Here is a 25,208-nt window from a genome sequence, read left to right as displayed (position 1 = left end):
TAAGTAAGGAAAAAGAATTGAGTCGACCATTTGAATTATCCTCACATTATCAACCCGCGGGTGATCAGCCCCAAGCGATCGAAAAACTTGTCGATGGCTTGGAAAGCGGGTTAGCAAATCAAACATTGTTGGGGGTAACTGGTTCTGGTAAAACCTTTACAATGGCGAATATTGTCTCGCAAGTACAAAGACCGACGTTAATTCTTGCTCACAATAAAACCCTCGCAGCGCAATTATACGGAGAAATGAAAGAGTTTTTTCCTAACAACGCTGTTGAGTATTTTGTTTCTTACTACGATTATTATCAGCCCGAAGCTTACGTTCCGAGTACTGATACCTTCATTGAAAAAGACTCTTCCATAAATGACCATATTGAACAAATGCGCTTGTCAGCCACCAAGTCTTTGATGGAGCGTCGCGACGTTATTATTGTGTCGAGTGTTTCAGCTATTTATGGACTAGGTGATCCTGAGTCTTATATGAAAATGTTGTTACATTTGCGTCAAGGGGATTTAATGGATCAACGGGCTATTCTTCGTCGCTTAGCGGAGTTGCAATATGCTCGCAACGATGTCTCTTTTGAGCGTGGTACTTTTCGTGTGCGCGGTGATGTAATTGATATTTTTCCGGCTGATTCGGAGAAGCAAGGAATCAGAGTCGAGTTGTTTGATGAAGAAATCGATGCCATTCGATTATTTGATCCATTGACTGGCAGCGTTGAACAAACTGTTACTCGCGCCACTGTCTTTCCGAAAACGCACTATGTTACTCCACGGGAAAAGATCTTAGAGGCAATAGGGCATATTAAAGTAGAGCTCAAAGATCGCAGAGAACAACTGAAATCAGTACATAAATTAGTTGAAGAGCAACGCATAGTGCAGCGTACTCAATTTGATATGGAAATGATGCAAGAGTTAGGGTACTGCTCTGGTATTGAAAATTATTCTCGGTATTTATCAGGCAGAGCGCCTGGTGAGCCACCGCCAACATTATTAGATTATTTTCCAGCCGACGGTTTGTTGTTTGTGGATGAGTCGCATGTGACTGTTTCGCAAATTGGTGCCATGTACAAAGGCGACCGTTCTCGTAAAGAAACCCTCGTTGAATTCGGTTTTAGGTTGCCTTCAGCATTAGATAACCGACCATTAAAGTTTGAAGAATTTGAACAAATTTCTCCACAAACTATTTATGTTTCAGCCACGCCCGGTAAGTATGAAATTGAAAAGTCCGGTGACGATATCGTTGAGCAAGTTGTTAGACCAACAGGTTTGTTAGATCCTGAAGTAGAAGTGAGACCCGTTGCTAGCCAGGTTGACGACGTAATGTCGGAAATAAACTTGCGTGTGGTGAAAAACGAAAGAGTGTTAGTAACCACGCTAACCAAACGCATGGCGGAAGACCTCACGGATTATCTGGATGAACATGGCATTCGAGTAAGATATCTGCATTCAGACATAGATACGGTTGAGCGTATTGAAATTATCCGCGATTTACGATTGGGTAAATTCGATGTTCTAGTGGGGATTAACCTGCTTCGAGAAGGTTTGGATATGCCAGAAGTTTCATTAGTCGCCATTTTAGATGCTGATAAGGAAGGCTTTTTGCGCTCTGATCGCTCACTGATTCAGTCTATGGGGCGGGCTGCTCGAAACGTGAATGGCAAAGCAATACTCTATGCCGACCGAATCACTGGTTCAATGCAACGAGCAATGGAAGAAACCGAGCGCCGACGGGAGAAGCAACATCAACATAACCTTGATAATGGTATCGTGCCCACGCAATTAAACAAACCTATTACCGATATTATGGATATAGGAGAGGGTAATTCGGTGGATGTTGGTGGCAAAGTTAAATTGCGTAAAATTGCTGAAGCGAATAAAACATACAAAGCAATGACAGCCACAGAGTTGATGGCGAAAATTGCTGAATTAGAAAAGCAAATGTTCACTGCAGCCAGAGAGTTGGAATTTGAAAAAGCGGCGAGTTTACGAGATGAAGTGGAACTTCTTCGTGAGCAAAGTGTAAAACTATCTTAGGGGGATTGAAGATAGTTTTGCTATGTACTAATGGCTACTTACTTGTGATGACGAGAGTGTTGAGGGGCAAAAAGGTATGAGTTTAGATAAGGTTGTGACTTTGAGTTAAGTGTTTTAAATCCCTAAAACATCAATAGAATAAACTGTAATTAATGATTGTAATACAGTGGCAGCTTGCCTAATATAGCAATTAGAGTATCTATTTATATACCTTAACTTGGTGTTTTTATGTTAAACCGCTTACAAGAATCAGACATAAAATTGTTACGTGTTTTCTATGCTGTCGCCTCATGCAACGGCTTCACCGCTGCTGAACCTGTGCTTAGAATGCAACGTCCGAATATCAGTGCTGCAATTAAAAAGCTCGAAGAAAGATTAGATCTAGTGCTTTGTCATCGAGGCCGTGGCGGTTTCCAAATGACCAAAGAGGGTGAAGTAGTTTTTCAGGAAACTAAACGAATCTTTAATGCTTTTGATAATTTTGTGTTTAACTTGAAGAGTTTACATGATGATTATTCTGGCCATATCACACTAGTATTGATGGCCGGATTACCTCTTTCTATGCAGTTAGCTGTTAGTAAAGCAGTTAAAAGCACAATGAAGAAGTTTGATGATATTCACGTCAATATACAAACCCGACTTTACAATGAAGTTGAGCATGTGGCCTTATCCGGCGAGTGTCATTTAGTTATCTCAACTTATGACATGGTAAAACCAGAATCGGTAACCTTCCATACTGTTGATCATATTTGTCATGGAAGATTATATTGCGCCCCTTCACATCCGTTGGCTAAGTATAAAGAAGCTTTACCTGAGACCGTGAAGATAGAAGATTATCCGGCAATTGGGATTTCAGGGTTGTCCTCAGCTAATTATATTCAAGATGAAAGACGTTTAGCTATTCAAACGTTTTCTGACTCTTTCGATGGCTGCATGTCGGCTATCATGACTGGTGAGTATGTAGGTTTGTTGCCTGATTATATGACCAAAGAACAAGGCGCTGGCTTAGGCTTAGTCCCTGTTGGTGGTGGTAATATGTTCAAATTTGAACATGAGTTATTTGTTATGAACGGCAAAAATACACGCTTAAACCCAGTATTGCGTCACTGCATCAAAGAGCTCAGTCACTTTATCAAAGAAAGTCAGAAGTAAATGTGAATTTTAATTCATAAAAAAATGCCAGCATAATTGCTGGCATTTTTGTTTTAGATAGTATTATTTTTAACGCTGAAATTCGCTGGTTTTACTCCATTGTGGCCAATCATTTGAGTTGGCAATGCTGTAACCCACATCGAATAACATTTGCGTATCTTCTTGAATGCCGCCAAAGTCCCAGTTTTCTCTGAATTGATCACATACCTGATGGTAACAACCTTTTACTACTACACTGGCGCGTTTACGATATTTAGCGGTCGCTTCGTCTATTGGTTCGTTGCCACCTTTAGCATAAAGGGCAGGGACCCCTTGTTTTGCGAAACTGAAATGATCGGAACGATAATATGATCCAGCTTCCGGTCTATCTTCTTGTGTCAGATAACGGCCTTGCTTAGTGACGGCTGACTGAAGATAGTTCTCTAAATCAGATTTCCCCATTCCCACAACTGAAACATTTTTTGTTCTGCCTAAAACGTTGAGGGCATCCATGTTTAGATTTGCTACGGTTTTATCTAACGGAATAATTGGGTGTTCGGAATAGTATTTAGAGCCAAGCAAACCTTGCTCTTCAGCTGTTACAATTAAAAAGGTAATTGAACGTGCTGGACGAATAGAAAGCTCTGAAAATGCTTTTGCCATAGTTAAACTGGCGGCTACCCCTGTCGCATTATCGTGAGCACCATTATAGATTTGGTCCCCTTTTAAACTGGTGTCCATGCCTAAATGATCCCAGTGCGCGGTGTAAATTATGTGTTCGTCAGGAGCGACGCTGCCAGGTAATGTTGCGATAACATTATTGCTCACTGACTTTTTCAGCTTACTGTTTATTGTAATTGAAGCTGTTGTGCCTAATGCTTTGGAGTAGGGGCCTTGCATTGCTTGCGCTTTTTCATGGCTGAAATCAAGGCCTGCTTCGGCAAACACTTTGTTGGCGGCTTCAAGACTAATCCAACCTTCTACCGCGACTCTGTCTGAGTTACCATTTTTGGAAACTAAACTGTATTGCGGGCCGCTCCAGCTGTTGGATACAACTGACCAACCGTATGAGGCTGGCGCTGTTTCATGGACTATAATGGCTGCTTCAGCGCCTTGACGGCTGGCTTCTTCATATTTGTATGTCCAGCGACCATAGTAAGTCATAGTTTTACCTTGAAACTTACCACTTTCGGGATTTTCGAACCCTGGATCATTAACTAAAATGACCACGGTTTTGCCTTTTACATCTAGGCCTTCATAGTCATTCCAATTGTATTCTGGTGCATTTACACCGTAACCAACGAATACAATTTCGGAGTCATTCAGATTAACTTGGGCAGTTTCACGTTTCGAAGATGCAACCATATTTTTTTGGTATTCAAATGTATTTTGTCCCATGCGTAGTTGCATGTTTGGATCAGCAGTAATTTCCATTAATTCCACTGCTTGAAGATAACTATTACCATTGCCAGGTTGAAATCCTAGCGTTTTGAAATTATTCACTAAATACTCAAGGGTTTTCGTTTCCCCTGCTGAGGTTGGTGCTCTACCTTCAAATTCGTCAGACGATATAGTTTTGACGTGCTGTTTCAACTCCTGTTCACTGATGCTGTCATACACCTGCTGGAAGTTACTTTGCGGACTATTGCTGTCTGGGAGTTGTTCACATCCGGCCAAAGCCAAAATCGAAAAAACAACGGGAAAAATAAAACGTCGTGATTGCATATTGTTACTCTTATTATTACATTTGCGTCCAGTATAAGAAATCCATCAAAAAGACTCTAGTAGCCAATGACAACACTTAACCCAACATCGCCTAGCGAATGCCAAGAATTGTGGACAGGCATTGCAAAAAGGCCGCCTTTTACTGAACTTGAACAGCGTTATAGCTTAACTAAATTTGAGCACTTATTGCATGCAGACACGCTCAACACTTTAAAAAATAGGCTTATTACCACAGAGAATGGCTCTACCCAACGTGGACATACCCAACGTGGACAGGCACCGCAAAATGATTTCAGTCAGCATACCCAACGTGGACAGGCACCGCAAAATACCCAACGTGGACAGGCACCGCAAAATACCCAACGTGGACAGGCACTTCAAAGCAGCCTAGCGTCTCTTGAACGTGGACAGGCACCGCAAAATGATTTCAGTCAGAGTTTGAATCATGGACAGGCATGTCAAATTGATTTTAAACAGTCTTTTAAATGTCAAAATTCCATGTCTGATTCGGAAGACTATTACGAAACCATCATTTTCAAAGACAAAATTATTCCTACCCGACCTAATTCTTGGCATGACTTATTTAATGGTTTGATTTGGCTTAATTTTCCTAAAACTAAAACACTTTTAAACGAGTGGCATGTTGAAGATATTCAATCCCATGGTTTAACACCGCGTACCCATCGACGAAACCAAATTACACTGTTTGATGAATGTGGCGTTATTTTGGCTGTCTCGGATCCACAAATATGTGAAAACCTGTCTAATCATCAATGGCAAAAGGTTTTTATTGAAGACAGACATAAGTGGGCAAATTATAACTCGTATTTACATCACGATTTGGAGCGGCTAAATAACCAGGACAGTCATGTTAAAAATAACCAAGACAGTCATGTTAAGATGCCGGCAGCTAAAGCGTTTGTTTTTGGACACGCAAATTATGAAATGCTTCTAAATCCTTTTATCGGGTTGACTGGGAAATGGTTAGCTATAAGAGTTGATAACAGTTTTTTCGAGGAAAATTATGATCGGCAGTTAACTATTTTAGATTCTGCTATTTATGACCTTTTAAATCGTAAACATTTGCTTTCAAACTCGAGAAAACTATCACCCATTCCGCTTTTAGGCATACCAGGTTGGCACTTAGCAAACGAGAACGAAGACTTCTACATGAATCAGGACTACTTCAGACCAGCTCGCTCAAAATAACTTTGCCATGGTTATTTCATTAATAACAAGAAAAACCACAGTACTATTATTATTGCAAAAGGCGCAATTGCAATTGTATAAATCTTCGAACTGTTAAATTTGGTCCAGCGGCTAAGTCCCACAGCTATCAGGTAAATACTAAAAAATAGTTCAGGCTTTATTAAATTAGCTAACCCATACCACTTTGAACCTTCGTCTAAACTTAACCAATACGACAAAGCTAGAGGGTTTAATTTGCCAATGGAAATTTGATTGTTTTCAGCTAAAGTCAGGCTGATTAAGGCCGCAATAAAACCAATTACCGAGGGTAACGAGACCCACCATGTAAAACCGTACCAATCTGTAAACCCATTAATACACTCATCATCTGTTTTAGCGACTAAGTTGAGATAAGCAGCAAGTATTAAATTGATGATTACTTGGAATAAAAAAGCAACGATAAGCATACCAGTAACTAGAAAATCTGGTTTGATTTGCGCTCGAATATTATTTTGTTCGGCAGGACTAAGATTACCAGCTGTACTATTAACGATAAAATCACGATACCATTCAAAATCAACAAAATTGTAATATAAATATATTGGTAGTAATACAAAACTCATAACTAATATGAAAGGTATCCAAGACCAATTATTATTATTGTTAGCAGCTTCAAAAACTCCATTTGGTTTTGTGAATATTTGTAGAGATGCTTGGAATGGATTAGTGGGTTGCATAACAAAGGTGCTCTCGTTAGGTTAAAGTTTTTCTTGATTCACTCTAAATGGCGTAGTTGTTTTATTTTATATAAATGTAAAGCAGAACTTTTTCAATTATATGTAATAAATCCAGCAAGTTATACACTATTGAACAAGTATGTCCGAATTACAGGCATTTGCTTGAATATTGACTGTTTAGTTTACTTTATAAATCTGTAGAGTTTATCTAGCTAAAATGCAATCAGGGAAAAGTAATGATAGAAATAAAGAGCTTAGCTAAAAAGTTTGAGGTTGAGAATCCCAAAAAACTTAGCGAGCAAGAAAAGAAAGATCCTCGCCTTAAAGGCCGGTACTTCCATTCTGTATTGGATGTGACGTTTAAAGTAAATAAGGGGGAGGTACTTGGTTTACTCGGCCCTAATGGGGCAGGTAAAACTACAACTTTAAGAATGCTATCTACGGCCCTGCAACCAAATCAGGGAAGTGTCTTTATAAACGACGTTAATGTATTAGAAGATCCCTTAGTTGCTCGTCAGAAAATTGGATTTCTATCAGGTTCCACAGGGTTATATGGTCGTTTGACTGGTCGGGAAAATATTGAGTATTTTGGACAGTTGCACGGTATGCATAAACAAGAAATCGAAAGTCGCATAACAGAATTATCAGACTTGTTAGAAATGGGAACTTTTTTGGATCGACGAAGTGAAAACTTTTCTACTGGAATGAAGCAAAAAACATCAATTGCCAGAGCTGTAGTCCATAATCCTGAAGTCGTTATATTGGATGAGCCAACTACAGGTCTAGACATAATGGCGACTCAAACTGTGCTGGATTTTATTCGTAGTTTGAAAAACAAAGATATCCCCGTCATTTTTTCGACTCACCATCTCAGTGAAGTGGAGGAGTTATGTGACAGAGTAACTGTTATTGATAAAGGGATTAGTCAGTTTGATGGCAGTCTTGATGAATTTAGGAGACAGGCAATAGATGGTAATTTACATGATGCTTTCTTAGCCACCATTCAAAAGGGAGTGTCATAATGTGGTTGGTGTTTTTAAAAGAATTAAAAGAACTAGTCAGAGATAAAAAAACGCTATTTTTTATGATTGCGGTTCCCATACTTGTAATGCCTGCTTTCGCTGGTATAGCTATTTATTTTGCGCAAAATGCCGCGACTGAAGCACAAAATAAAGTGTTGAATTATGCGTTGATAGGAGGGCAGTACGCTCCTGATATTGATGCTAAATTAATGCAAATTGATGGTTTTAAAAGAGTTGACATCAATCAGCAGACGGATTACAAAAAATTGATCCAAGAGAATACAGTCGATTTTGTCTTAGAAATTCCTGCAAATTACTCTGATGACGTTTTGCAATCTGGACAGGCACTGCTAAAACTTCATCTAAATGATTCTGGCTTGAATCGCGTTTTTTATCGTGTAAATGAAATAGTTGATGAACAACTTCAAAAATTAAGGGCGTCCGCTTTTGCTAAATTGAATTTATCAGAAGAACAACAAATTGCTGTTTTAAATCCGATTATTCTAGAGAAAGTTAATACTGCTGACAGCCGCGAAAATTGGGGAGAGAAAATAGGTGGTTTGATACCTTACTTTATTTTTATATTGTGTCTTCAAGGGGCAATGTTTCCGGCTGCAGATTTAGGGGCGGGAGAAAAGGAAAGAGGAACCTTAGAGACCTTGTTAATTTCGCCTATTGAGCGCTACAAACTAGTATTAGGTAAATTTCTAACTATCGCCTTTGCAGGTTTAACTTCAGCACTCATTACCGTCACCAGCATGGCATTATGGGGGCTGATACTTAGTCAGGGTTTAGCGATTGAGTTTGTGGTGACATTTATGTCATCCATTGGCGCTGTAGACTTTATTCTAATGTTCCTGATGTTAATTCCCGTGGTAGCTATTTTCGCATCTATTTTATTAAGCCTGTCCATCTACGCTAAAAGTTACAAGGAGGCGCAAAGTTATATGGGGACGTTGATGATGTTGTTGTTTATCCCTATCTTTTTAGCCATGGCGCCCGGGGTTGAACTGAAAGGGATTTGGGCTTGGGTACCTTTAACTAACGTTGCATTGGCTATAAAAGAATTGATTAAAGGTACAATGGATTATTTTCAGTTGATTGCAATTTTCGGGTCTACGGCTTTGATTGCCGCAGGTTTGTTGGCATTTTGCGTAAACTGGTTTAATAAAGAAAAAGTTCTGTTCCGTTAATTGTAAATTGGTCGCATTAGAATTTGTGTTGCAGATATTATTCTTTAGGCTCTTACTCAATAATAATTATCTGTGACACTTAGTATTCTTTTCCTGTTCGTATGTTCTTTGAATCGTTTTAAGGCGTGATAACTACCTGCTGCAAGACCATAAATCGCTTCGAATTGGTGACTGAGAGTAAACCAAGTTGATTCAATAAAATTCAGTTTGGTTAGAATACTCTGTTGAGAAGTAGTAACTAAATTGTCATGCGATGGATTGGATATTTTAGCTGTTTCCCTCACTAAGCTTATATAATCGATCAAATTTAAAGGTAAGCACGACTCTTTGTCGTTTTCAGAAACAAAAGGCATTAATTCGCGAGGTTGAATACCTTTTTGAAATGCCGCAATGCGTCGTTTAATGCTAGTGTGACTTGAAGTTTCAGGTGTAGCCTCTATCTTAGCTCTAATAGGGTTTAAATCGACATATACCATGCAAGCGGTTAGCGCTTTTTCGTCTAGCAACGCTTGGGATTTAAATCTACCTTCCCAAAAATGCCCAGTACACTTATCTTCTAGATTTGCCCGTCGAGCAATCGGTTCATTCAACTCGCGCATAAACCAACTAATATCAAATAAGCGCTGACGATATATTGATATTGTATTATTGAGGGCTTGTCTTTGGGTTTCGTTCAATTCCGGTGATTTAGTTTGGATAAACTGCAGAGCTAATTCGGTTGGCTTGTGTATTTTTTGCCAATTTTTGATGACGTCTGTGTCTGATAAACCAAGTGCTTTAGTTTTATTTACATGCAATACCACGTGAATATGGTTGTTCATGACTGCATAGGCACATACATCAATGCAAAAAACAGATGTGAGTAATAATAATCGGTCCTCAACCCATTGGCGTCGATGTTCATAATTTTGACCGCTATGAGTGTCTATGCCACATAGGTAGGCACGGCGAACGCACCTAGATACACAGTGGTAATACGGCGTATCAACCAGGCTAATTTGATGCTTCCTTGCAACAGGCATTTTTTAATCCATTTTTAATGCAATTCACAATAGCTTAGTAGTAATTTTGGTAATGAGAAGTCTAGTTTAAATTGAATTCAGGTCTAGTTTGGTTGCCTGTCCACAAATTGTAGTTTTGGTGCCTGTCCACGATTTGGTACCAAAATTTTGTAGTAGGAATTTTAGAATTAGAGGCTGTAAGAATACTTCAACAGCAGCAAAACGATACTCGAATACAGTAAAGAAACTGGCCAACCAAAGTTGATAAAATGTTTAAATTTATAATTGGCGGCATTAAACGCTAATAAATTGGTTTGATATCCATAAGGTGATAAAAAACTAGCGCTGGCAGCGAATGCTACCGCTAATGCGAAGGGCATAAGTGGAACTTCTAGCAGTTGAACTACACCGTATGCGAAAGGAAACATCAGGGCTGCGGCTGCATTGTTGGTGACCAATTCTGTCAACAGTAGGGTTAACCCGTAGACAACCAGCAAAGCTATAAATGGACTGCTGTCACTTAAAAAGGGTTTTAAGGAACCGGTTATTAGATCAATTACGCCTGAAGAAGATAGGGCAGACGCTAAACTCAATGCGCCAACAATCACAATTACTAAGTTAATTGGAATGTTTCGTTTTAGCTCTGAATTATTAATAACACCGGCGACGATTAACGCTGCCATGAAAAATAATAAGCCTGAAGATAAACTGAGTACCGAAGTTGCAGCTAATAAAATGGTTAATAAAAATCCACCAATGGTCAAAATTTCTTGAGGTTTATTTAGACGGGTTGAAATTTTTTGTTCAGAAATGATAAAGAAGTTTTTACTCAGGTTGTGCCTGTTAACAAAATCTTGTCCCGTTGCAAGTAAGAGGAAATCTCCGGCTTGCAATTTAATGTCTCCCAATTTACCAGATAACTGCTCACCATCTCTTCGAATAGCAACAACTGCAGCATCAAATAGGGCTCTAAACCCAACAGCTTTAAGGGTTTTGCCTATAATTTGAGCTCGATTTGAGATGATGACTTCGGTTAAGTTATCTCTTAAAAGGCCATCTGTTTCGGCAAATAACACTAACCCCTTTATATGTGAAAGGCTGTCTACGTTCTTTATGTTTCCAGAAAAAATTAATTTATCTTTTTCTAAAATCATCAGGTCGGGAGCTACTGGACTAATTAATTGCCCGTCACGAATGATTTCAACTAAAAACAATTCAGGTAAATTTCGTAAATGATTTTGTTCTACGGTTTTTCCGATCAATTCCGAATCAGCTATCACTTCAGCTTCTATAAAGTAATATTGAAAATTCCCTTTGCGGGTCTCAATATTTGGCAAAATTGGTGTTAATAAAAACATTAATAAGCCACAACTTAAGCCTGCAATCAAACCGTAAAAGGTAAAGTCCCAGAACTGGAAACCAGGGTGTCCTTGTTCAATCAGGAAGCTATCTACAATCAAGTTGGTAGATGTTCCTATAAGCGTGACTGTCCCGCCCAATATTGCGGAGTAGGACAGCGGAATAAGTAACTTTGATGCAGGATGATGTTGATTTTGACTGATTGGAGCAATCATACTGGCAACCACTGCGGTGTTATTTAGTAGTGCTGAGGATGCAAAAGTGAGTCCAAACAATCGCCAGTAACTCGCTTTAAAACTGGCTGTAATCAGTTTTCTGCCTAAACTTTTAATCATGGATGTCTTATCAACGGCGGTGCTAACTAACAGCAAAATAATAAGGGTCAGTAAGCCTTCGTTGGTAAGGTTATGGGCAACTTCTGAGAATGTTATTTGGCCAAATAGCATTAATGCTAATGTGGAACCTGCAAACACAGAAGAAGGGCGCTTATCAGTAAAGATAAGCGCCGCAATAGTTGCGAAAAAAATCGCGATAACAGCAAATTGATTAAAATCCACAGCTGGGAGTTCGAGTAATTATAACTTGGTTATGTCAGTGGCATTCCAATGTGGGAAGTGTTTTCTAACCAAAGTATTGAACTCAATTTCAAATTCTGAGAATTGATTCACAGCCGTTGTCGCCTGTGTCTGCTCGATTATCATTCCTGCGCCCACAGTTCCATTTGTTACCCTATCTATAATGATAAACGCACCTGTAGCACGATTTTCAGTATAGGGGTCACAAGCAACCATCTGAGTAAGCTTGATATTAGCAACCGCAATCTCATTTAAGTTCAGATGTACTGCTTCTTTCTTTTCCATGGTATTGACGTCAATTAAATAATTGATATTGGTGACCGAACCCGGTACGAATTTCGTCGCAAATTTAAAACCATACTGCTTGTTTGGAATCAATGCTTCTTCATCCATCCAAACCAAATGGGTCTTAAACGTATTTCCATGTAATGGTAAATTATCCGACTTAACAATCATATCGCCACGAGATATATCAATTTCGTCTTCTAAGGTTAAGGTCGTAGTCAATGGAGCATGAGCAAGCTGTTGTTCACCTTCAAAGTTAACGATTGATTTTACCGTTGACTGTTTTCCAGATGGCAAGGTCGTAACCTTATCGCCTACTGCAATTTGACCAGATACAACTGTACCAGCAAATCCGCGGAAGTTAAGATGTGGGCGATTGACATATTGCACAGGGAAGCGGAAATCATCCAGATTGAGATCTTTACCGATTTCTATATTTTCCAACGCTGTCATCAAGGTACTTCCAGTATACCAAGGCGTGTGTTCGCTTTTATTCACCACGTTATCGCCATCAAGTGCAGACAAAGGAATAAAAGTGATATCAGGAATGTCTAGTTGTTTAGAAAACTCCAAATAATCTTGCTTAATCTCTTCAAAAACAGTCTGACTATAATCCATCAAATCCATTTTGTTGATAGCAACAATGACGTGTTTGATACCTAACAACGAGACTAAAAATGAGTGACGACGAGTTTGCGTTTTCACGCCAGCACGGGCGTCGACTAAAATAATCGCCATTTGGCAGGTTGAAGCACCTGTTACCATGTTACGCGTATATTGTTCGTGTCCTGGAGTATCTGCAATGATAAATTTACGTTTATCAGTCGAAAAATAACGGTAAGCTACATCAATGGTGATACCTTGCTCACGCTCTGATTGTAATCCATCAACCAACAAAGCAAGGTCAACTTTTTCGCCTGTTGTGCCTACTTTTTTACTGTCTTTGGTAATCGCTGCTAACTGATCTTCATAGATCATTTTTGAGTCGTGTAACAAACGTCCGATAAGCGTACTTTTGCCGTCATCTACACTTCCGCAAGTAAGGAATCGAAGAAGATCTTTTTTCTCATGTTGATCTAAGTAAGACAATATATCTTTTTGTAGTAATGTGTTTTCGCTATTCATATTTTAGCAACTCACCAAAAAATAAGGGTTTAATACAGAATCTTTTTGATTGTAACGTAACGCTGGGGCATCAGGATCCAATGGGTTGTCTGAATTGATAACGGTAACTTTACCGCCAGCAGCTTCAACTACAGCTTGTGCTGCACCTGTATCCCATTCAGATGTTGGACCTAATCGAGGATATAAGTGAGCCTTGCCTTCAGCAACCAAACACAGTTTAAGTGAACTTCCCATTGCTACTAATTCTGTCTGGCCAGGCAGAGAATCCAGTAATGATTTAATTTCAGGGCTTTGGTGTGAACGGCTACCTACGACTTGCCAGGTTTCGCCATCTTGGTGTGGTTTAACGCTAATATCGTTAATTTCTCCACCATCTATCTTATATGCGCCTAGTTCACTAACACCAACGTAAGTGGCATTTAGTACTGGGGCATAAACTACGCCTAAAACAGGCTTTCCGTTACTAATTAAAGCGATGTTAACGGTAAACTCACCGTTTTTCTTTACGAATTCTTTAGTGCCATCTAGTGGGTCAACCAGCCAGTAATCATCCCAGGTTTGTCTAGTTTTCCAGTCAATACTGGCAGACTCTTCTGATAAAATAGGCAGTTCCGAAATCGCTTTGAGTCCATCCACAATGATGTGATGTGCGGCTAAATCTGCTTCGGTCAAAGGACTTTCATCAGACTTTTCGTAAATAGCGAAATCTTTTTTATATATTTCAAGTATGGCTGTCCCTGCTTTATGGGTTATTTCAGCGACTTGCGTTGCGAGAGCATGGTCAAACATCAGTCTAAAAATCCTTTTTCCTGTAACATTTTAAACAATAACTCAGCAGATTCTTCCGCGCTTTGTCCTGAAAATGTTAAATGAATTTCTGGATTCTCTGGTGTTTCGTAGGTGGAATCAATTCCCGTAAAGTCTTTAATATCGCCCTGACGAGCTTTTTGATAAAGTCCTTTTGGGTCCCGTTGCTCGCAAACTTCTAAGGGAGTATCGACAAACACTTCGATAAATTCCCCTTCGGCCAGCAAACTACGACAAAAATCTCTGTCCGCTTTGAATGGCGAAATGAACGCTGTGAGTACGATTAATCCTGAATCTACAAAAAGTTTAGCCACTTCGCTGATTCGGCGTATGTTTTCAACTCTATCAGAGTCGCTAAAACCTAGGTCGCCACACAAACCGTGACGAACATTGTCACCATCAAGCAAATAAGTATGCTTGCTGGCTTCAGCTAGTTTCTTTTCTAATAAATTAGCAATAGTCGATTTGCCAGAGCCACTAAGACCTGTTAACCAAATTACTGATGGTTTTTGTGCTTTTGCTTTGGCTCTGCGTTGCTTGTCGACATCATGTTGATGCCATACGATGTTGTTAGCCATTAGAAATATCCTTCCATCTTTTTCTTCTCCATTGAACCTGAAGAGTCATGATCTATAACCCTTCCTTGACGCTCTGAAGTTTTAGTTAACAACATTTCTTGAATGACTTCAGGTAAGGTATCCGCTGTAGATTCGACAGCACCCGTTAGTGGATAACAGCCTAAGGTTCTAAATCTAACTGAACGCATTTGCGGTACTTCACCCTCTTCTAAAGGCATACGATCGTCGTCAACCATAAACAAAACCCCATCTCTTTCAACAACAGGTCTGGGTTTGGCTAAGTATAGTGAAGGGATTTCAATATTTTCTAGGTAAATATATTGCCAGATATCTAACTCAGTCCAGTTAGACATAGGGAATACACGAATACTTTCCCCTTTATTGATTTGCGAATTATAGATATTCCACAATTCTGGACGTTGATTTTTTGGATCCCAACGATGGTTATCATCACGGAAAGAGTAGACTCTTTCTTTAGCACGAGACTTCTCTTCATCGCGACGAGCCCCACCGAAAGCGGCATCAAATTTATATTTGTTCAGAGCTTGTTTTAATCCAGCCGTTTTCATTATATCGGTATGCTTGGCACTACCGTGGGAAAACGGACCTACGCCCATATCGATACCTTCTTGGTTGATATGAACTAGCAAATCTAAATCATGCTTCTTAGCCATCTTGTCACGGAATTCGATCATTTCGTGGAATTTCCAAGTGGTGTCGACATGTAATAAAGGAAAAGGAATTTTACCTGGGGCAAAAGCTTTGCGGGCTAAGTGTAATAAGACCGAAGAGTCTTTTCCTACTGAATAGAGCATTACTGGGTTATCGAATTCTGCAGCAACTTCTCTGAAAATATGAATACTTTCAGCCTCAAGCTGTTTCAAATGAGTCACTGACGGAATAGAGTTAGTCATGTTTTATTTCCACGTAAATTCTAGCGTTAGACAAAATACTTATATGCATAGAACAATAACATACTTTAGAGCAGAATAGGTATGACCATTTACTATATTTAGCAACAAAATCGTTTAAAAAAAGCAAAGGTAAATAACTTGTTAATAGCTTGTTTACCTCTGTGTTTTTTCGCCGTTTTTTACAAATCTTCTAATTCACGGTCAACGCTATCGAATGTCTGGCAAATAGTTGCTGTAGGCTTGGCTGTTATAAGACTGACACCCACAGTAAAGATACAACTTACAATAAACCCAGGTACTATTTCGTAAATGACATCGCTCAATGCCTGTCCATTAATCGTTAAGTCTGCAAAAACCCCATATGAGTACCGTTACTGCACCGGTAATCATACCGGCTAATGCACCAGCAAATGTCATGCGCTTCCAGTACAAACTAATGATAACCAATGGTCCAAAAGCCGCACCAAAACCAGCCCATGCGTTACTAACTAATGTGAGGACTGTGCTATCTCGGTCATAAGCGAGCATTACCGCTACAAAAGCGACTAAAGCCACCGATATACGACCTACCATGACCAACTCTTTTTGACTGGCTCCACGACGTAAAAATGCTTGATAAAAATCACCCGTCAATGAGCTTGAGGTCACCAGTAGCTGCGATGAAATGGTACTCATAATTGCGGCTAGAATTGCTGCGAGTAAAAAACCGCCGACAAATGGGTTAAATAACAATTGTGATAACACAATAAAAATAGTTTCAGGATCTTCAATATTTCCTTGGGTTTTAGTCATATAGGCTAAACCAAACAAACCCGTTGCCACTGCGCCTGCCAAAGAGACGATCATCCAACTCATGCCAATCCGTCTCGCTACTTTCATGTCTTTGACATGTCGAATAGCCATAAATCTTACAATTATGTGTGGCTGTCCAAAATAACCGAGTCCCCAAGCAAGTAACGAAATGATGCCGATGGCCGAGAGTGCCTGTCCAGTTGATGCATCTACCCACAAACTCATCATATTCTCACTAACACTCGATATCTGTTGGGTGACTTCGCCTATACCGCCCACTTCAAACAACACAACTAAGGGAACCATAATAAGAGACACAAACATTATGCAGCCTTGCACAAAGTCAGTCATGCTCACGGCTAAGAAACCACCAAATAAGGTATACGCAACCACCACACCGGCTGTCACATAAAGACCGGTTTCGTATGTTAAACCAAAAGAGGATTCAAATAGCTTGCCGCCAGCAACGACACCGCTGGAGGTATAAAGGGTAAAAAATATAATAATCACGACGGAGGAAATAACTCGGAGTAAGCGGCTTTTGTCTTCGAATCGGTTTTCAAAATAGTCGGGTAGGGTAATAGAATTATTAGCCACTTCAGTGTAAACCCTAAGCCTTGGAGCAACCAAAATATAATTCAGGAAAGCACCTATGGTTAATCCTGCCGCGATCCAGATACTCGATAGTCCGGATACGTACATTGCGCCAGGAACTCCCATTAACATCCAACCACTCATGTCTGACGCACCTGCAGATAAGGCTGTCATTTTAGGGCTTAACGTCCTACCACCGAGCATGTATTCTGTCATGTCGGATGTGGACTCTCTGAAGGCGTAAAGGCCTATACCAAGCATCACGATAAAATACACGGTAAGTGATATGAGTGTACCTAATTCCATTGAAAATCCTTTGTTTTTAATATTTATCTCTGTATGAGTTGATCTATGCTAACAAGCATAGCGGTGGCATACTAGGGGCATCCATCTAAGCCGTAAAAATATTATTACAGTTGACCTAGTGCAACGACTAATATTAAGGCATCGAGAATTCTTAGTTTTATGAATTATTGTTTTTATGCATTTGAGCAATTAAGCCCGAATCAGCTTTATCAAATTTTGCGTTTACGCCAGAACGTTTTTGTTTTAGAACAAAAAAGTTTTTATGACGATATTGATAATCTGGATCAACTATCCAAACACTTATGTGTCTATTCACAGACGCAGCAATTGTTGGCTTATTCACGATTACGGATTGCTGGCGAAGCATCGGTTATCGGGAAAATAGAACGAGTTGTTGTAGACAGCCATGCTCGTGGTCAAAGATTAGCAGCTCAAATGATGGATGAAATTATTGAATATTTCCAACAAGATACGAAGGTTGAAGGGCTTTTATTATCGGCTCAGGTAGATGTTATTGCGTTTTATAAAAAGTGGGGATTTGAAATAAAAAGTGAGCTATACGATGATGGCGGTATCGACCATGTGGATATGTTTCTCTCTTTTAAATAGGTCGTATGGGAAATAAAAAAGACCCAATTAATGGGCCTCTTCAAATATCAAATTGTCGAACACTACAAGTTAGACGTTAAAGCGGAAGTGAATAACATCACCGTCTTTCACAATGTAGTCTTTGCCTTCCAAACGCCATTTACCGGCGTCTTTGGCTCCTTGCTCACCTTTAAATTCTACGAAGTTGTCGTAACCAATTATTTCAGCTCGAATAAAACCTTTTTCAAAGTCTGTATGGATTTTACCGGCAGCTTGTGGTGCAGTTGAGCCTTCAGGGAAAGTCCAAGCTCTTACTTCTTGAACTCCAGCTGTAAAGTAAGTTTGTAAGGTCAATAAGTTGTAGCCCGCACGAATGACTCGGTTTAGGCCGGGTTCTGTTAAACCCAATTCATCCATAAATTCTGCTTTTTCTTCTTCATCTAACTCTGCTATTTCAGATTCAATTTCTGCGCATACTGCGACAACTACTGCATTTTCTTTTTCAGCAATAGCGCGAACTTTGTCCAGATAAGGATTATTCTCAAACCCATCTTCGTTAACGTTTGCTACATACATTGTCGGTTTAAGCGTCAGTAAGTTCATGTAGCTAATTGCGGCTAGTTCTTCTTTTTCTAGCGCCACACCGCGAAGTAAAGTTCCTTCATCCAATGCTGGCTTAATCTTTTCCAATACTTTTATTTCGAATTTTGCATCAGAATCACCACTTTTAGCTTTTTTGGCCACTCTAAGTAGTGCTTTTTCAACGGTTTCTAAATCAGCCAAGGCCAATTCAGTGTTGATAACTTCAATGTCATCTTGTGGATCTACTTTACCTGCAACATGCACGATGTTGTCATTTTCAAAACAACGAACAACATGTCCTATGGCATCTGTTTCGCGAATGTTTGCGAGAAACTTATTACCTAAACCTTCGCCTTTAGAAGCACCAGCGACCAATCCTGCAATATCAACAAATTCCATTGTGGTAGGAATGACGCGTTGCGGTTTAACGATCTCAGATAGTGCAGTCAGTCTTTCATCTGGCACAGGTACAACACCTGTATTGGGTTCAATCGTACAAAACGGAAAATTAGCCGCTTCTATGCCAGCTTTTGTTAATGCATTGAACAACGTTGATTTTCCGACGTTGGGCAAACCAACTATTCCACATTTAAAACCCATTTGGTGTTCCTTAAACTATTTGGCGCTCAGATAATCCGGCGTATGCTGTTATTCTACTTTGAATGAATGAAGGCGATTCATTGCCTTTTTTAAATCATCCTTTAACAATATTTCGGTACAACGCAATGCTTCGTCTATTGCGGCATCGATTTTTTCTTGATCTTGTTTTGACGCTTTTCCTAACACATGGCCGGTAACTCTGGATTTATCACCTGGATGACCAATGCCAATACGTAAGCGTAAAAAGTCTTTAAAGTTTCCCAGTTTTGAAACTATATCCCTGATCCCATTTTGACTGGAACTGCCGCCAACCTTGAATTTTACAATACCGGGTGGTAAATCAAGCTCATCAAAGGCAACCAACATATTTTCAGGGGGGATTCGATAAAAACTGCTTAGAGCTGAAACTGCCTGACCACTTTTATTCATATAGGTGGTAGGGATCAGTAATCTAATATCCTGTCCAGCATAAGTAATGCGGCCAGTATATCCAAAAAATTTATTTTCCAATTTGAGCGTGCACCCAAATTGTTTTGCCAGTGCTTCAACAAACCATGTACCGGCATTGTGACGGGTATTTTGATATTCGGGGCCTGGATTTCCCAGGCCCACAATAAGTTGAATGTCAGACAAGCAACTTATTCCTCAGATGCAGCTTCTTCAGAATCGCCTTCTTCAGCTTCTTCTGCGCTTGGTCCTTTAGCTGTTTTAATTGTTGCTACAGCCAAGTCATGAGACTCACCTTTAGCAAGCTCAACTAAAACTACACCTTCAGGAAGCACAAGGTCAGACAAGTGAACAGTTTCACCTAGACCAACAGACTCTAAGTTAACTTCGATGAATTCTGGAAGTACGCCAGGTAAACATGTTACTTCAACATCATTCATGTGATGTTCTGCGTGACCGCCTTCAGTTTTAATTGCTTCCGCTTTATCTTCGTTGATGAAATGAAGAGGTACATTGGTTGTAACTTCTTTATTTTTATCAACACGCAAGAAATCTATGTGTGTAACTTTTGGTTTGAAAGGGTGACGTTGCATATCTTTAACAAGCGCGTCTACTTTTTCACCAGCAATGTTAAGAGTAAGAACGTGGCTATAAAAAGCTTCGAATTCTTGCGCTTGAATTACTTTGTTATGAGCTAGTGTTAGAGATACTGGGTCTTTACCAGCACCGTAAAGGATAGCAGGGACTTTGTCTTCACGACGTAGGCGGCGGCTCGCACCTTTCCCCAAGTCAGAACGAACTTCTGCATCCAAGTTGAAAATTGCATCAGACATTTTGGAACTCCAAATTAAAAAATTAAATTTTGTAGTTTCTTGCGACCAGAAACTACATAAATGCAAGTATTACCTTGCTACCCATTGAAAACGGGCGCGGAAGTCTACCACTCGAGTGCATACTTAACAAGCACTTGGTACTTTATTTAACTAGCTGTCTAAGATTTTGTATCACTTGTGGATATAGGATAGATTAGCTTTTTAGTTATTCTCAATATAGGAAATAGTTTGAATGAATCATCTTAAATCTTGGGTCGTAATATTGTGTGCCAGTTTAATCAATTTCAGCGTTTTTGCTGAGCAAACAGCGTTAGTTGGTGGACGCTTAATTGATGGGTTTGGGCACCAACCTATAGCGAATAGCGTCATTTTAATCAAAGATGGAATTATTCAACAAGTAGGCACAGTTGATACTTTACCTGTGCCTAAGGGGGATCAAATTGTTTCCACCGAAGGGATGGATGTGTTACCTGGTCTGTGGGAAAACCATGCTCATTTAATGCTCAATGGTCACTCAGACTATGTGCATTGGGATAAAGCTTACATAAACCGTTTGGCTGATGAAATTATGCCCGCGAGTGCTGTGCAACTATTGCTCGCAGGGATCACGAGTGCTCGAGATTTAGGAGCACCTTTAGATGACACCATAAGCGTTAAAAAACGAATTGAAGATGGCACTATTCCTGGTCCTAACTTATATGTGTCAGGGCCGTTCTTACAACATGAAGCCTACCCAGGAACGGAACAGTTTCGTTGGGGCATCAATGGGGTGCGTGATGCAAAGCAAAAAGTTAATAAATTAGCTGATGCAGGTATGAACATCATTAAATTAATTGATCAGGATAAAATGGAATTAGAAGAAGCCCAAGCTATTGTCGATCAAGCGCATAAAAGAGGCCTTAAAGTTATCGCGCATTCCCATAGACCGAATGAAATTAGACGCGGTCTTGAAATCGGAGTCGATAATTTTGAACATACTGGACTAACAACCTCTCCTGAGTACCCCGAAGATATTGTAAAAATGCTAAAAGAACGCACTGCAACTGGTCGAGTAGCGGGCGGACCTTTATTTTGGACACCCACCGTTGAAGGTTTGTGGAATTATCCTGCCACTGTTGCCAATCCTGAAAAATTAGACAGCCAATGTTGGAAGCGTGGACTTAAGGAAGACACAATTGCTGATATCAAAGGATCGTTAGAACATGTAGGGCAACTGGACTACATGCAACTGACACCGCTACGTAAACCTACGTTGAAACGCAAGATCGCGCAATTGAAAGACGCGGGTGTGGTTTTTCTAGTTGGCACTGATAGTGGTATTCCGGCGAAGTTTCATTGTCAAAGTACCTGGAATGAAATGGCAGTATGGGTAGATGAAATGAATATAAGTGCTATGGATACGATTCGTGCAGCAACTTATTGGCCCGCAGTTATGATGGGTGTCCATGAAAAAACGGGTACGGTTTCAGCGGGTAAAGATGCCGATATTATCGCGGTTCACGGAGATGTTTTACGTTACATTAATTTATTACAGCGGGTCGACTTTGTGATGAAAGGTGGTGTGGTTTATAAATCAGAAGGTGTGCCGGTAGAGAAAAATTTAGATTAATCTCATGTTCAAATAGATTAATATGGTTCGAGAGCCCGACATTGTTCGGGCTCAATTTTTTATACAAGACGAGAGAGGGCTCACCAAGCGTCTTTTTGCTTAACTTTACTTCTATCAATTTCAATAGCTTCTACTACTTTGAGTACTTCACCATATTGTTGAAACGTTAGTACATCAGTTAAAACATAGCCTTTTACTTCGACAACCATGCCATTTTGCAATAGTTCTTTGTTCATTCCTCTGGGCATGTATTTTTTGCCATCATTTGCGTCTAAGCCAAAAAATCCACCTTCCATACCTTTATAAACAATGGTGCCAGTAATAGTGAGCATTTCTGTTTCCTCTTGTGTGGCTTCACTGTTGTTCGCTTTTTTCAATTCTACAGCCGGTTTTGCTTGAGCCGCTGCAGACACGCTGGTGTCGGCAGTATCAGTACCTGAACAACCCACAAAAAATATTATCGAAAATAGACACAGTAACTTATTCATTTTTATCCCATCAATATTATTTTGCACAATATACAACCATGTATAACACGATACTTTGACAATTACATTTTATAAAAGTGCATAAAAAAGCCGTTTGATTTTACAATCAAACGGCTTTTAATCAATCTCGTGTACTGTTAGAAATTAGTACTCGAACATCGCTGAAATGGATTCTTCATTACTCACTCGACGAATTGCTTCAGCTAACATGTTGGACAAGGTTAGTTGTTTGACACGGCTCAAAGCTTTTATGTCATCAGCAAGTGGAATACTATCGGTGATGATAATTTCATCAATCACTGAGTTTTGAATATTTTCCACTGCATTACCAGAGAAGATCGCATGAGTTGCATAGGCATACACGTTTCTTGCACCGTGAGCTTTTAGTGCTTCAGCTGCTTTACCTAATGTACCGCCAGTGTCGATCATATCATCGACAATGATACAATCTCGATCGTTTACATCACCAATGATATGCATAACTTGTGCGACATTAGCTTTGGGACGACGTTTATCAATAATCGCCAAATCTGTGTCATTAAGCAGTTTTGCCATTGCTCGGGCTCTTACTACACCACCGATGTCTGGCGAAACTACTACTGGATTATGAAAATCACGACGACGCATATCGTCTAGCAAAATCGGTGTTCCAAATGCGTTATCAACTGGCACATCGAAGAAACCTTGAATTTGTTCTGCATGCAAGTCGATGGTTAATACGCGGTCAACACCCACGTTCGATAAGAAATCAGCCACTACCTTTGCGGTAATAGGAACACGCGCCGAGCGAACTCGTCGATCTTGACGTGCATAGCCAAAATATGGAATTACAGCGGTTATACGACCTGCTGATGCGCGACGAAGTGCGTCGATCATCACGATCAATTCCATTAGGTTATCGTTAGTTGGGGCACAAGTTGATTGAATGATAAAAACGTCAGAACCACGTACATTCTCATGGATTTCGACGCTTATTTCACCATCACTGAAGCGGCCCACACTAGCGTGGCCAAGTTTAGTATAAAGTCTATCTGCTACTTTTTGGGCGAGTTCTGGTACTGCATTACCAGCGAAAAGCTTCATGTCCGGCACAAGAAATTTCCTCAGTGCGAAAGTGTTAAGGGTAACCAATGGGCTACATTGATTCATCGCGTTTCAGGGTTGCCGCGAGCTTAGTCTAGATTGCGTTTGTCAGCAGTTAAGCCGAGGTTAATTGCATTATAGCTAAATACTCATGTAAGGGTGATGTATTAATACCTTTTGCGACAAACGCCTGACAATCTTCAGGCAAGATTCGTTTAACCTGCTCAGCTTGTTCGAAAGTGTCAAAAACAGAAAATAAGCACGCTCCTGTCCCTGTCATTCTCGACGGCGCGTATTCTAACAACTGACGTAATAAATTTGCAACTTTAGGATAGCGATCACAGACTAATTTTTGGCAATCATTGCGAGTTTTCGTAAATTCGTAATCTTGCCAGGCTATTTTAGCTGAATTTCGGATTAAATCATCCGCCGCAAAAATTTCCGCAGTGGACACGTGACAATTTGGAAAAACAATCAGATAAAATTTCGAAGGAAGCTCGGTTGCTGTGATTTTTTCTCCCACACCCTCTGCAAAAGCGGTTTTGCCATAGATGAATATAGGGACATCGGCACCTAGGGTTAATCCGATGTCAGCTAATTGCGATTCTGACAATTTCGTTTTCCACAATGCATTGAGCGCAACCAAGGTTGTTGCCGCATTGGATGAACCTCCGCCAATGCCACCTCCCATTGGAAGCTGTTTATCTAACCAGATATTGCAACCTAAAGTTGAGCCTGAAAGTTGCTGTAATTGTTTGGCTGCTTTGTAGATTAAATTATCTTCTTGGGCTACACCTTCTAGTTCGCTTTTTATGCTAATGACGCCGTCATCAGTGACTTCAAACGCTAATTGATCACCAATATCCACTAATTGAAATAATGTTTGCAATAAATGATAACCTTTTTCATTTTGTCCATTGATGTGCAAAAAAAGGTTTAATTTGGCGGGGCTAGGCCACCAATGTTGAGGGAGCGGGCTCTGTATCATTGCATTCTCTGCCAAGAAGATATTTTAATTTTAATTTGATTCGCGGTATTTTGCGTGTTGGTCAGCTCAATAGCATGGGGTAACCAAAGTTCTTCCACTTTTTTGTAGTCAGAATAGGTTAACGTCCAAGGCACGCATTTTTTGCATTTAGCTTCTAACTTACTGACTAAACCGTACTCATCGTACACCACGTTATCATTTTTTGTATGTTGTCCTTTTACCCAAAGTCCGAGCTTTTCTACCGGAATATTCCAACCTGTTACCCGTAAAATCAATTTATTGGGGTCAGTATCGGTGAAGGTTTGGTCATCAACTTCTAATTTTGCGTAGTTATCACCACTTTGCATTTTTAAAATGCTGGTACCTATAAAGGTATTTAATTGTAAATCAAATTGAGTTAGTTGCTGCTGCCAATTCATGTAAGCACTAACTTTATCTTCTTCACTTTTGAATGCTAAGCGCCCTTTGATTTTCCAATGGGTTAAATCTGAAAGCTGGTGTTGATGACGTTCGCTATCGATACTTTGATTAATTCTAGTCGATGTTACACAACCTGATAATAACAGTATGGTCAAACAAGCAGATATGACAAAAATCGATTTCATGCAAAGTGCCAAATTGA

22 protein-coding genes and 1 pseudogene are annotated in these 25,208 nt (G+C 39.9%); 7 read left to right on the top strand and 16 right to left on the bottom strand.

Annotated elements, in window-relative coordinates:
* Nucleotides 1-17: 17 nt before the first annotated feature.
* Nucleotides 18-2,036 (top strand): excinuclease ABC subunit UvrB, encoded by a 2,019-nt coding sequence (gene uvrB, locus ABWV72_RS12050; RefSeq protein ID WP_303500224.1) that lies wholly within the window; start codon nt 18-20, stop codon nt 2,034-2,036.
* Between the two features lie 228 nt (nt 2,037-2,264).
* Nucleotides 2,265-3,188, top strand: a complete 924-nt coding sequence (locus ABWV72_RS12045) for a LysR family transcriptional regulator (RefSeq protein ID WP_216050258.1) — start codon at nt 2,265-2,267, stop codon at nt 3,186-3,188.
* Nucleotides 3,189-3,257: 69 nt separating this feature from the next.
* Here the strand turns inward: ABWV72_RS12045 and ABWV72_RS12040 are convergent, their stop codons facing one another.
* Nucleotides 3,258-4,892, bottom strand: a complete 1,635-nt coding sequence (locus ABWV72_RS12040) for a M28 family metallopeptidase (protein ID WP_353370749.1) — start codon at nt 4,890-4,892, stop codon at nt 3,258-3,260.
* A 66-nt stretch (nt 4,893-4,958) separates the two neighbouring features.
* Between ABWV72_RS12040 and ABWV72_RS12035 the strand changes: the two genes are divergently transcribed.
* Complete coding sequence (locus ABWV72_RS12035) at nt 4,959-6,101, top strand: DUF3025 domain-containing protein (RefSeq protein ID WP_353370747.1); 1,143 nt, start codon at nt 4,959-4,961, stop codon at nt 6,099-6,101.
* Between the two features lie 11 nt (nt 6,102-6,112).
* Here the strand turns inward: ABWV72_RS12035 and ABWV72_RS12030 are convergent, their stop codons facing one another.
* Nucleotides 6,113-6,817, bottom strand: coding sequence for a YIP1 family protein (locus tag ABWV72_RS12030; RefSeq protein WP_353370745.1), 705 nt, complete (start codon nt 6,815-6,817; stop codon nt 6,113-6,115).
* A 236-nt stretch (nt 6,818-7,053) separates the two neighbouring features.
* Here ABWV72_RS12030 and ABWV72_RS12025 point away from each other — a divergent pair, with 236 nt between their 5' ends.
* Both ABWV72_RS12025 and ABWV72_RS12020 read left to right on the top strand, forming a co-directional pair.
* Entirely contained in the window at nt 7,054-7,839 is a 786-nt protein-coding gene (locus ABWV72_RS12025; RefSeq protein WP_342807440.1) for an ABC transporter ATP-binding protein, read from the top strand.
* Nucleotides 7,839-9,032, top strand: coding sequence for an ABC transporter permease (locus ABWV72_RS12020; protein WP_353370742.1), 1,194 nt, complete (start codon nt 7,839-7,841; stop codon nt 9,030-9,032). Before ABWV72_RS12025 ends, ABWV72_RS12020 begins: the two co-directional genes overlap by 1 nt.
* A 56-nt stretch (nt 9,033-9,088) precedes the next feature.
* Here ABWV72_RS12020 and ABWV72_RS12015 read toward each other — a convergent pair whose 3' ends face one another.
* The 7 genes and pseudogenes from ABWV72_RS12015 to putP form a co-directional block, all read right to left on the bottom strand.
* The gene (locus ABWV72_RS12015; protein ID WP_342807444.1) at nt 9,089-10,054 is read right to left on the bottom strand and encodes a transposase; all 966 of its coding nucleotides are present in this window, start codon (nt 10,052-10,054) and stop codon (nt 9,089-9,091) included.
* 167 nt (nt 10,055-10,221) lie between these two features.
* Nucleotides 10,222-11,949, bottom strand: coding sequence for an SLC13 family permease (locus tag ABWV72_RS12010; RefSeq protein WP_216050265.1), 1,728 nt, complete (start codon nt 11,947-11,949; stop codon nt 10,222-10,224).
* Nucleotides 11,950-11,967: 18 nt separating this feature from the next.
* Nucleotides 11,968-13,377: a sulfate adenylyltransferase subunit CysN gene (gene cysN, locus ABWV72_RS12005; RefSeq protein WP_216050266.1), complete on the bottom strand. Its 1,410-nt coding sequence runs from the start codon at nt 13,375-13,377 to the stop codon at nt 11,968-11,970.
* A gap of 3 nt (nt 13,378-13,380) precedes the next feature.
* Complete coding sequence (gene cysQ / locus ABWV72_RS12000; protein ID WP_216050267.1) at nt 13,381-14,166, bottom strand: 3'(2'),5'-bisphosphate nucleotidase CysQ; 786 nt, start codon at nt 14,164-14,166, stop codon at nt 13,381-13,383.
* Complete coding sequence (gene cysC, locus ABWV72_RS11995) at nt 14,166-14,762, bottom strand: adenylyl-sulfate kinase (RefSeq protein WP_216050268.1); 597 nt, start codon at nt 14,760-14,762, stop codon at nt 14,166-14,168. The genes cysQ and cysC overlap by 1 nt, the downstream gene beginning before the upstream one ends.
* On the bottom strand, nt 14,762-15,676 hold the full coding sequence (cysD, locus tag ABWV72_RS11990) for a sulfate adenylyltransferase subunit CysD (protein ID WP_216050269.1): 915 nt from the start codon (nt 15,674-15,676) through the stop codon (nt 14,762-14,764). The genes cysC and cysD overlap by 1 nt, the downstream gene beginning before the upstream one ends.
* A gap of 179 nt (nt 15,677-15,855) precedes the next feature.
* Nucleotides 15,856-17,368, bottom strand: a pseudogene (gene putP / locus ABWV72_RS11985) (sodium/proline symporter PutP).
* 159 nt (nt 17,369-17,527) lie between these two features.
* Between putP and ABWV72_RS11980 the strand changes: the two are divergent.
* Nucleotides 17,528-17,977 carry a GNAT family N-acetyltransferase gene (locus ABWV72_RS11980; RefSeq protein ID WP_353370738.1) on the top strand — a complete coding sequence of 150 codons (450 nt, stop codon included), beginning with the start codon at nt 17,528-17,530 and terminating at the stop codon, nt 17,975-17,977.
* A gap of 69 nt (nt 17,978-18,046) precedes the next feature.
* On the opposite strand, the gene ychF is transcribed toward ABWV72_RS11980, so the two are convergent.
* Genes ychF through ABWV72_RS11965 form a run of 3 tightly spaced genes read right to left on the bottom strand, consistent with a single transcriptional unit; the run spans nt 18,047 to nt 20,418 of the window.
* Nucleotides 18,047-19,138, bottom strand: a complete 1,092-nt coding sequence (gene ychF / locus ABWV72_RS11975; RefSeq protein ID WP_216050272.1) for a redox-regulated ATPase YchF — start codon at nt 19,136-19,138, stop codon at nt 18,047-18,049.
* A 48-nt stretch (nt 19,139-19,186) separates the two neighbouring features.
* Nucleotides 19,187-19,771 (bottom strand): aminoacyl-tRNA hydrolase, encoded by a 585-nt coding sequence (gene pth / locus ABWV72_RS11970; protein WP_216050273.1) that lies wholly within the window; start codon nt 19,769-19,771, stop codon nt 19,187-19,189.
* A gap of 5 nt (nt 19,772-19,776) precedes the next feature.
* Nucleotides 19,777-20,418, bottom strand: coding sequence for a 50S ribosomal protein L25/general stress protein Ctc (locus ABWV72_RS11965; RefSeq protein WP_216050274.1), 642 nt, complete (start codon nt 20,416-20,418; stop codon nt 19,777-19,779).
* A 232-nt stretch (nt 20,419-20,650) separates the two neighbouring features.
* On the opposite strand from ABWV72_RS11965, the gene ABWV72_RS11960 reads away from it, so the two are divergent.
* Nucleotides 20,651-22,027, top strand: coding sequence for an amidohydrolase family protein (locus tag ABWV72_RS11960; RefSeq protein ID WP_353370735.1), 1,377 nt, complete (start codon nt 20,651-20,653; stop codon nt 22,025-22,027).
* 80 nt (nt 22,028-22,107) lie between these two features.
* Here ABWV72_RS11960 and ABWV72_RS11955 read toward each other — a convergent pair whose 3' ends face one another.
* The 4 genes from ABWV72_RS11955 to lolB form a co-directional block, all read right to left on the bottom strand.
* Nucleotides 22,108-22,515 carry a hypothetical protein gene (locus tag ABWV72_RS11955; RefSeq protein ID WP_216050276.1) on the bottom strand — a complete coding sequence of 136 codons (408 nt, stop codon included), beginning with the start codon at nt 22,513-22,515 and terminating at the stop codon, nt 22,108-22,110.
* Between the two features lie 144 nt (nt 22,516-22,659).
* Nucleotides 22,660-23,607, bottom strand: coding sequence for a ribose-phosphate pyrophosphokinase (locus ABWV72_RS11950; protein WP_216050277.1), 948 nt, complete (start codon nt 23,605-23,607; stop codon nt 22,660-22,662).
* A gap of 106 nt (nt 23,608-23,713) precedes the next feature.
* The gene (ispE, locus tag ABWV72_RS11945; RefSeq protein ID WP_342807452.1) at nt 23,714-24,586 is read right to left on the bottom strand and encodes a 4-(cytidine 5'-diphospho)-2-C-methyl-D-erythritol kinase; all 873 of its coding nucleotides are present in this window, start codon (nt 24,584-24,586) and stop codon (nt 23,714-23,716) included.
* Complete coding sequence (gene lolB, locus ABWV72_RS11940) at nt 24,583-25,191, bottom strand: lipoprotein insertase outer membrane protein LolB (protein ID WP_353370732.1); 609 nt, start codon at nt 25,189-25,191, stop codon at nt 24,583-24,585. The genes ispE and lolB overlap by 4 nt, the downstream gene beginning before the upstream one ends.
* Nucleotides 25,192-25,208: the final 17 nt, after the last annotated feature.

It is taken from the genome of Aliiglaciecola sp. NS0011-25 (genome assembly GCF_040370605.1).
In the GTDB taxonomy this organism is placed as follows: Bacteria; Pseudomonadota; Gammaproteobacteria; order Enterobacterales; family Alteromonadaceae; genus Aliiglaciecola; species Aliiglaciecola lipolytica_A.
This window is presented reverse-complemented; position numbering and strand designations above follow the sequence as displayed.

Bases quoted from the DNA above. Each gene is read 5' to 3' on its own strand.
- ABWV72_RS12045 (WP_216050258.1), top strand. From the start codon at position 2,265: ATGTTAAACCGCTTACAAGAATCAGACATAAAATTGTTACGTGTTTTC.
- ABWV72_RS12040 (WP_353370749.1), bottom strand. From the start codon at position 4,892: ATGCAATCACGACGTTTTATTTTTCCCGTTGTTTTTTCGATTTTGGCT.
- ABWV72_RS12035 (WP_353370747.1), top strand. From the start codon at position 4,959: ATGACAACACTTAACCCAACATCGCCTAGCGAATGCCAAGAATTGTGG.
- ABWV72_RS12030 (WP_353370745.1), bottom strand. From the start codon at position 6,817: ATGCAACCCACTAATCCATTCCAAGCATCTCTACAAATATTCACAAAA.
- ABWV72_RS12025 (WP_342807440.1), top strand. From the start codon at position 7,054: ATGATAGAAATAAAGAGCTTAGCTAAAAAGTTTGAGGTTGAGAATCCC.
- ABWV72_RS12020 (WP_353370742.1), top strand. From the start codon at position 7,839: ATGTGGTTGGTGTTTTTAAAAGAATTAAAAGAACTAGTCAGAGATAAA.
- ABWV72_RS12015 (WP_342807444.1), bottom strand. From the start codon at position 10,054: ATGCCTGTTGCAAGGAAGCATCAAATTAGCCTGGTTGATACGCCGTAT.
- cysN (WP_216050266.1), bottom strand. From the start codon at position 13,377: ATGAATAGCGAAAACACATTACTACAAAAAGATATATTGTCTTACTTA.
- cysQ (WP_216050267.1), bottom strand. From the start codon at position 14,166: ATGTTTGACCATGCTCTCGCAACGCAAGTCGCTGAAATAACCCATAAA.
- cysC (WP_216050268.1), bottom strand. From the start codon at position 14,762: ATGGCTAACAACATCGTATGGCATCAACATGATGTCGACAAGCAACGC.
- cysD (WP_216050269.1), bottom strand. From the start codon at position 15,676: ATGACTAACTCTATTCCGTCAGTGACTCATTTGAAACAGCTTGAGGCT.
- ABWV72_RS11980 (WP_353370738.1), top strand. From the start codon at position 17,528: ATGAATTATTGTTTTTATGCATTTGAGCAATTAAGCCCGAATCAGCTT.
- ychF (WP_216050272.1), bottom strand. From the start codon at position 19,138: ATGGGTTTTAAATGTGGAATAGTTGGTTTGCCCAACGTCGGAAAATCA.
- ABWV72_RS11965 (WP_216050274.1), bottom strand. From the start codon at position 20,418: ATGTCTGATGCAATTTTCAACTTGGATGCAGAAGTTCGTTCTGACTTG.
- ABWV72_RS11960 (WP_353370735.1), top strand. From the start codon at position 20,651: ATGAATCATCTTAAATCTTGGGTCGTAATATTGTGTGCCAGTTTAATC.
- ABWV72_RS11955 (WP_216050276.1), bottom strand. From the start codon at position 22,515: ATGAATAAGTTACTGTGTCTATTTTCGATAATATTTTTTGTGGGTTGT.
- ispE (WP_342807452.1), bottom strand. From the start codon at position 24,586: ATGATACAGAGCCCGCTCCCTCAACATTGGTGGCCTAGCCCCGCCAAA.
- lolB (WP_353370732.1), bottom strand. From the start codon at position 25,191: ATGAAATCGATTTTTGTCATATCTGCTTGTTTGACCATACTGTTATTA.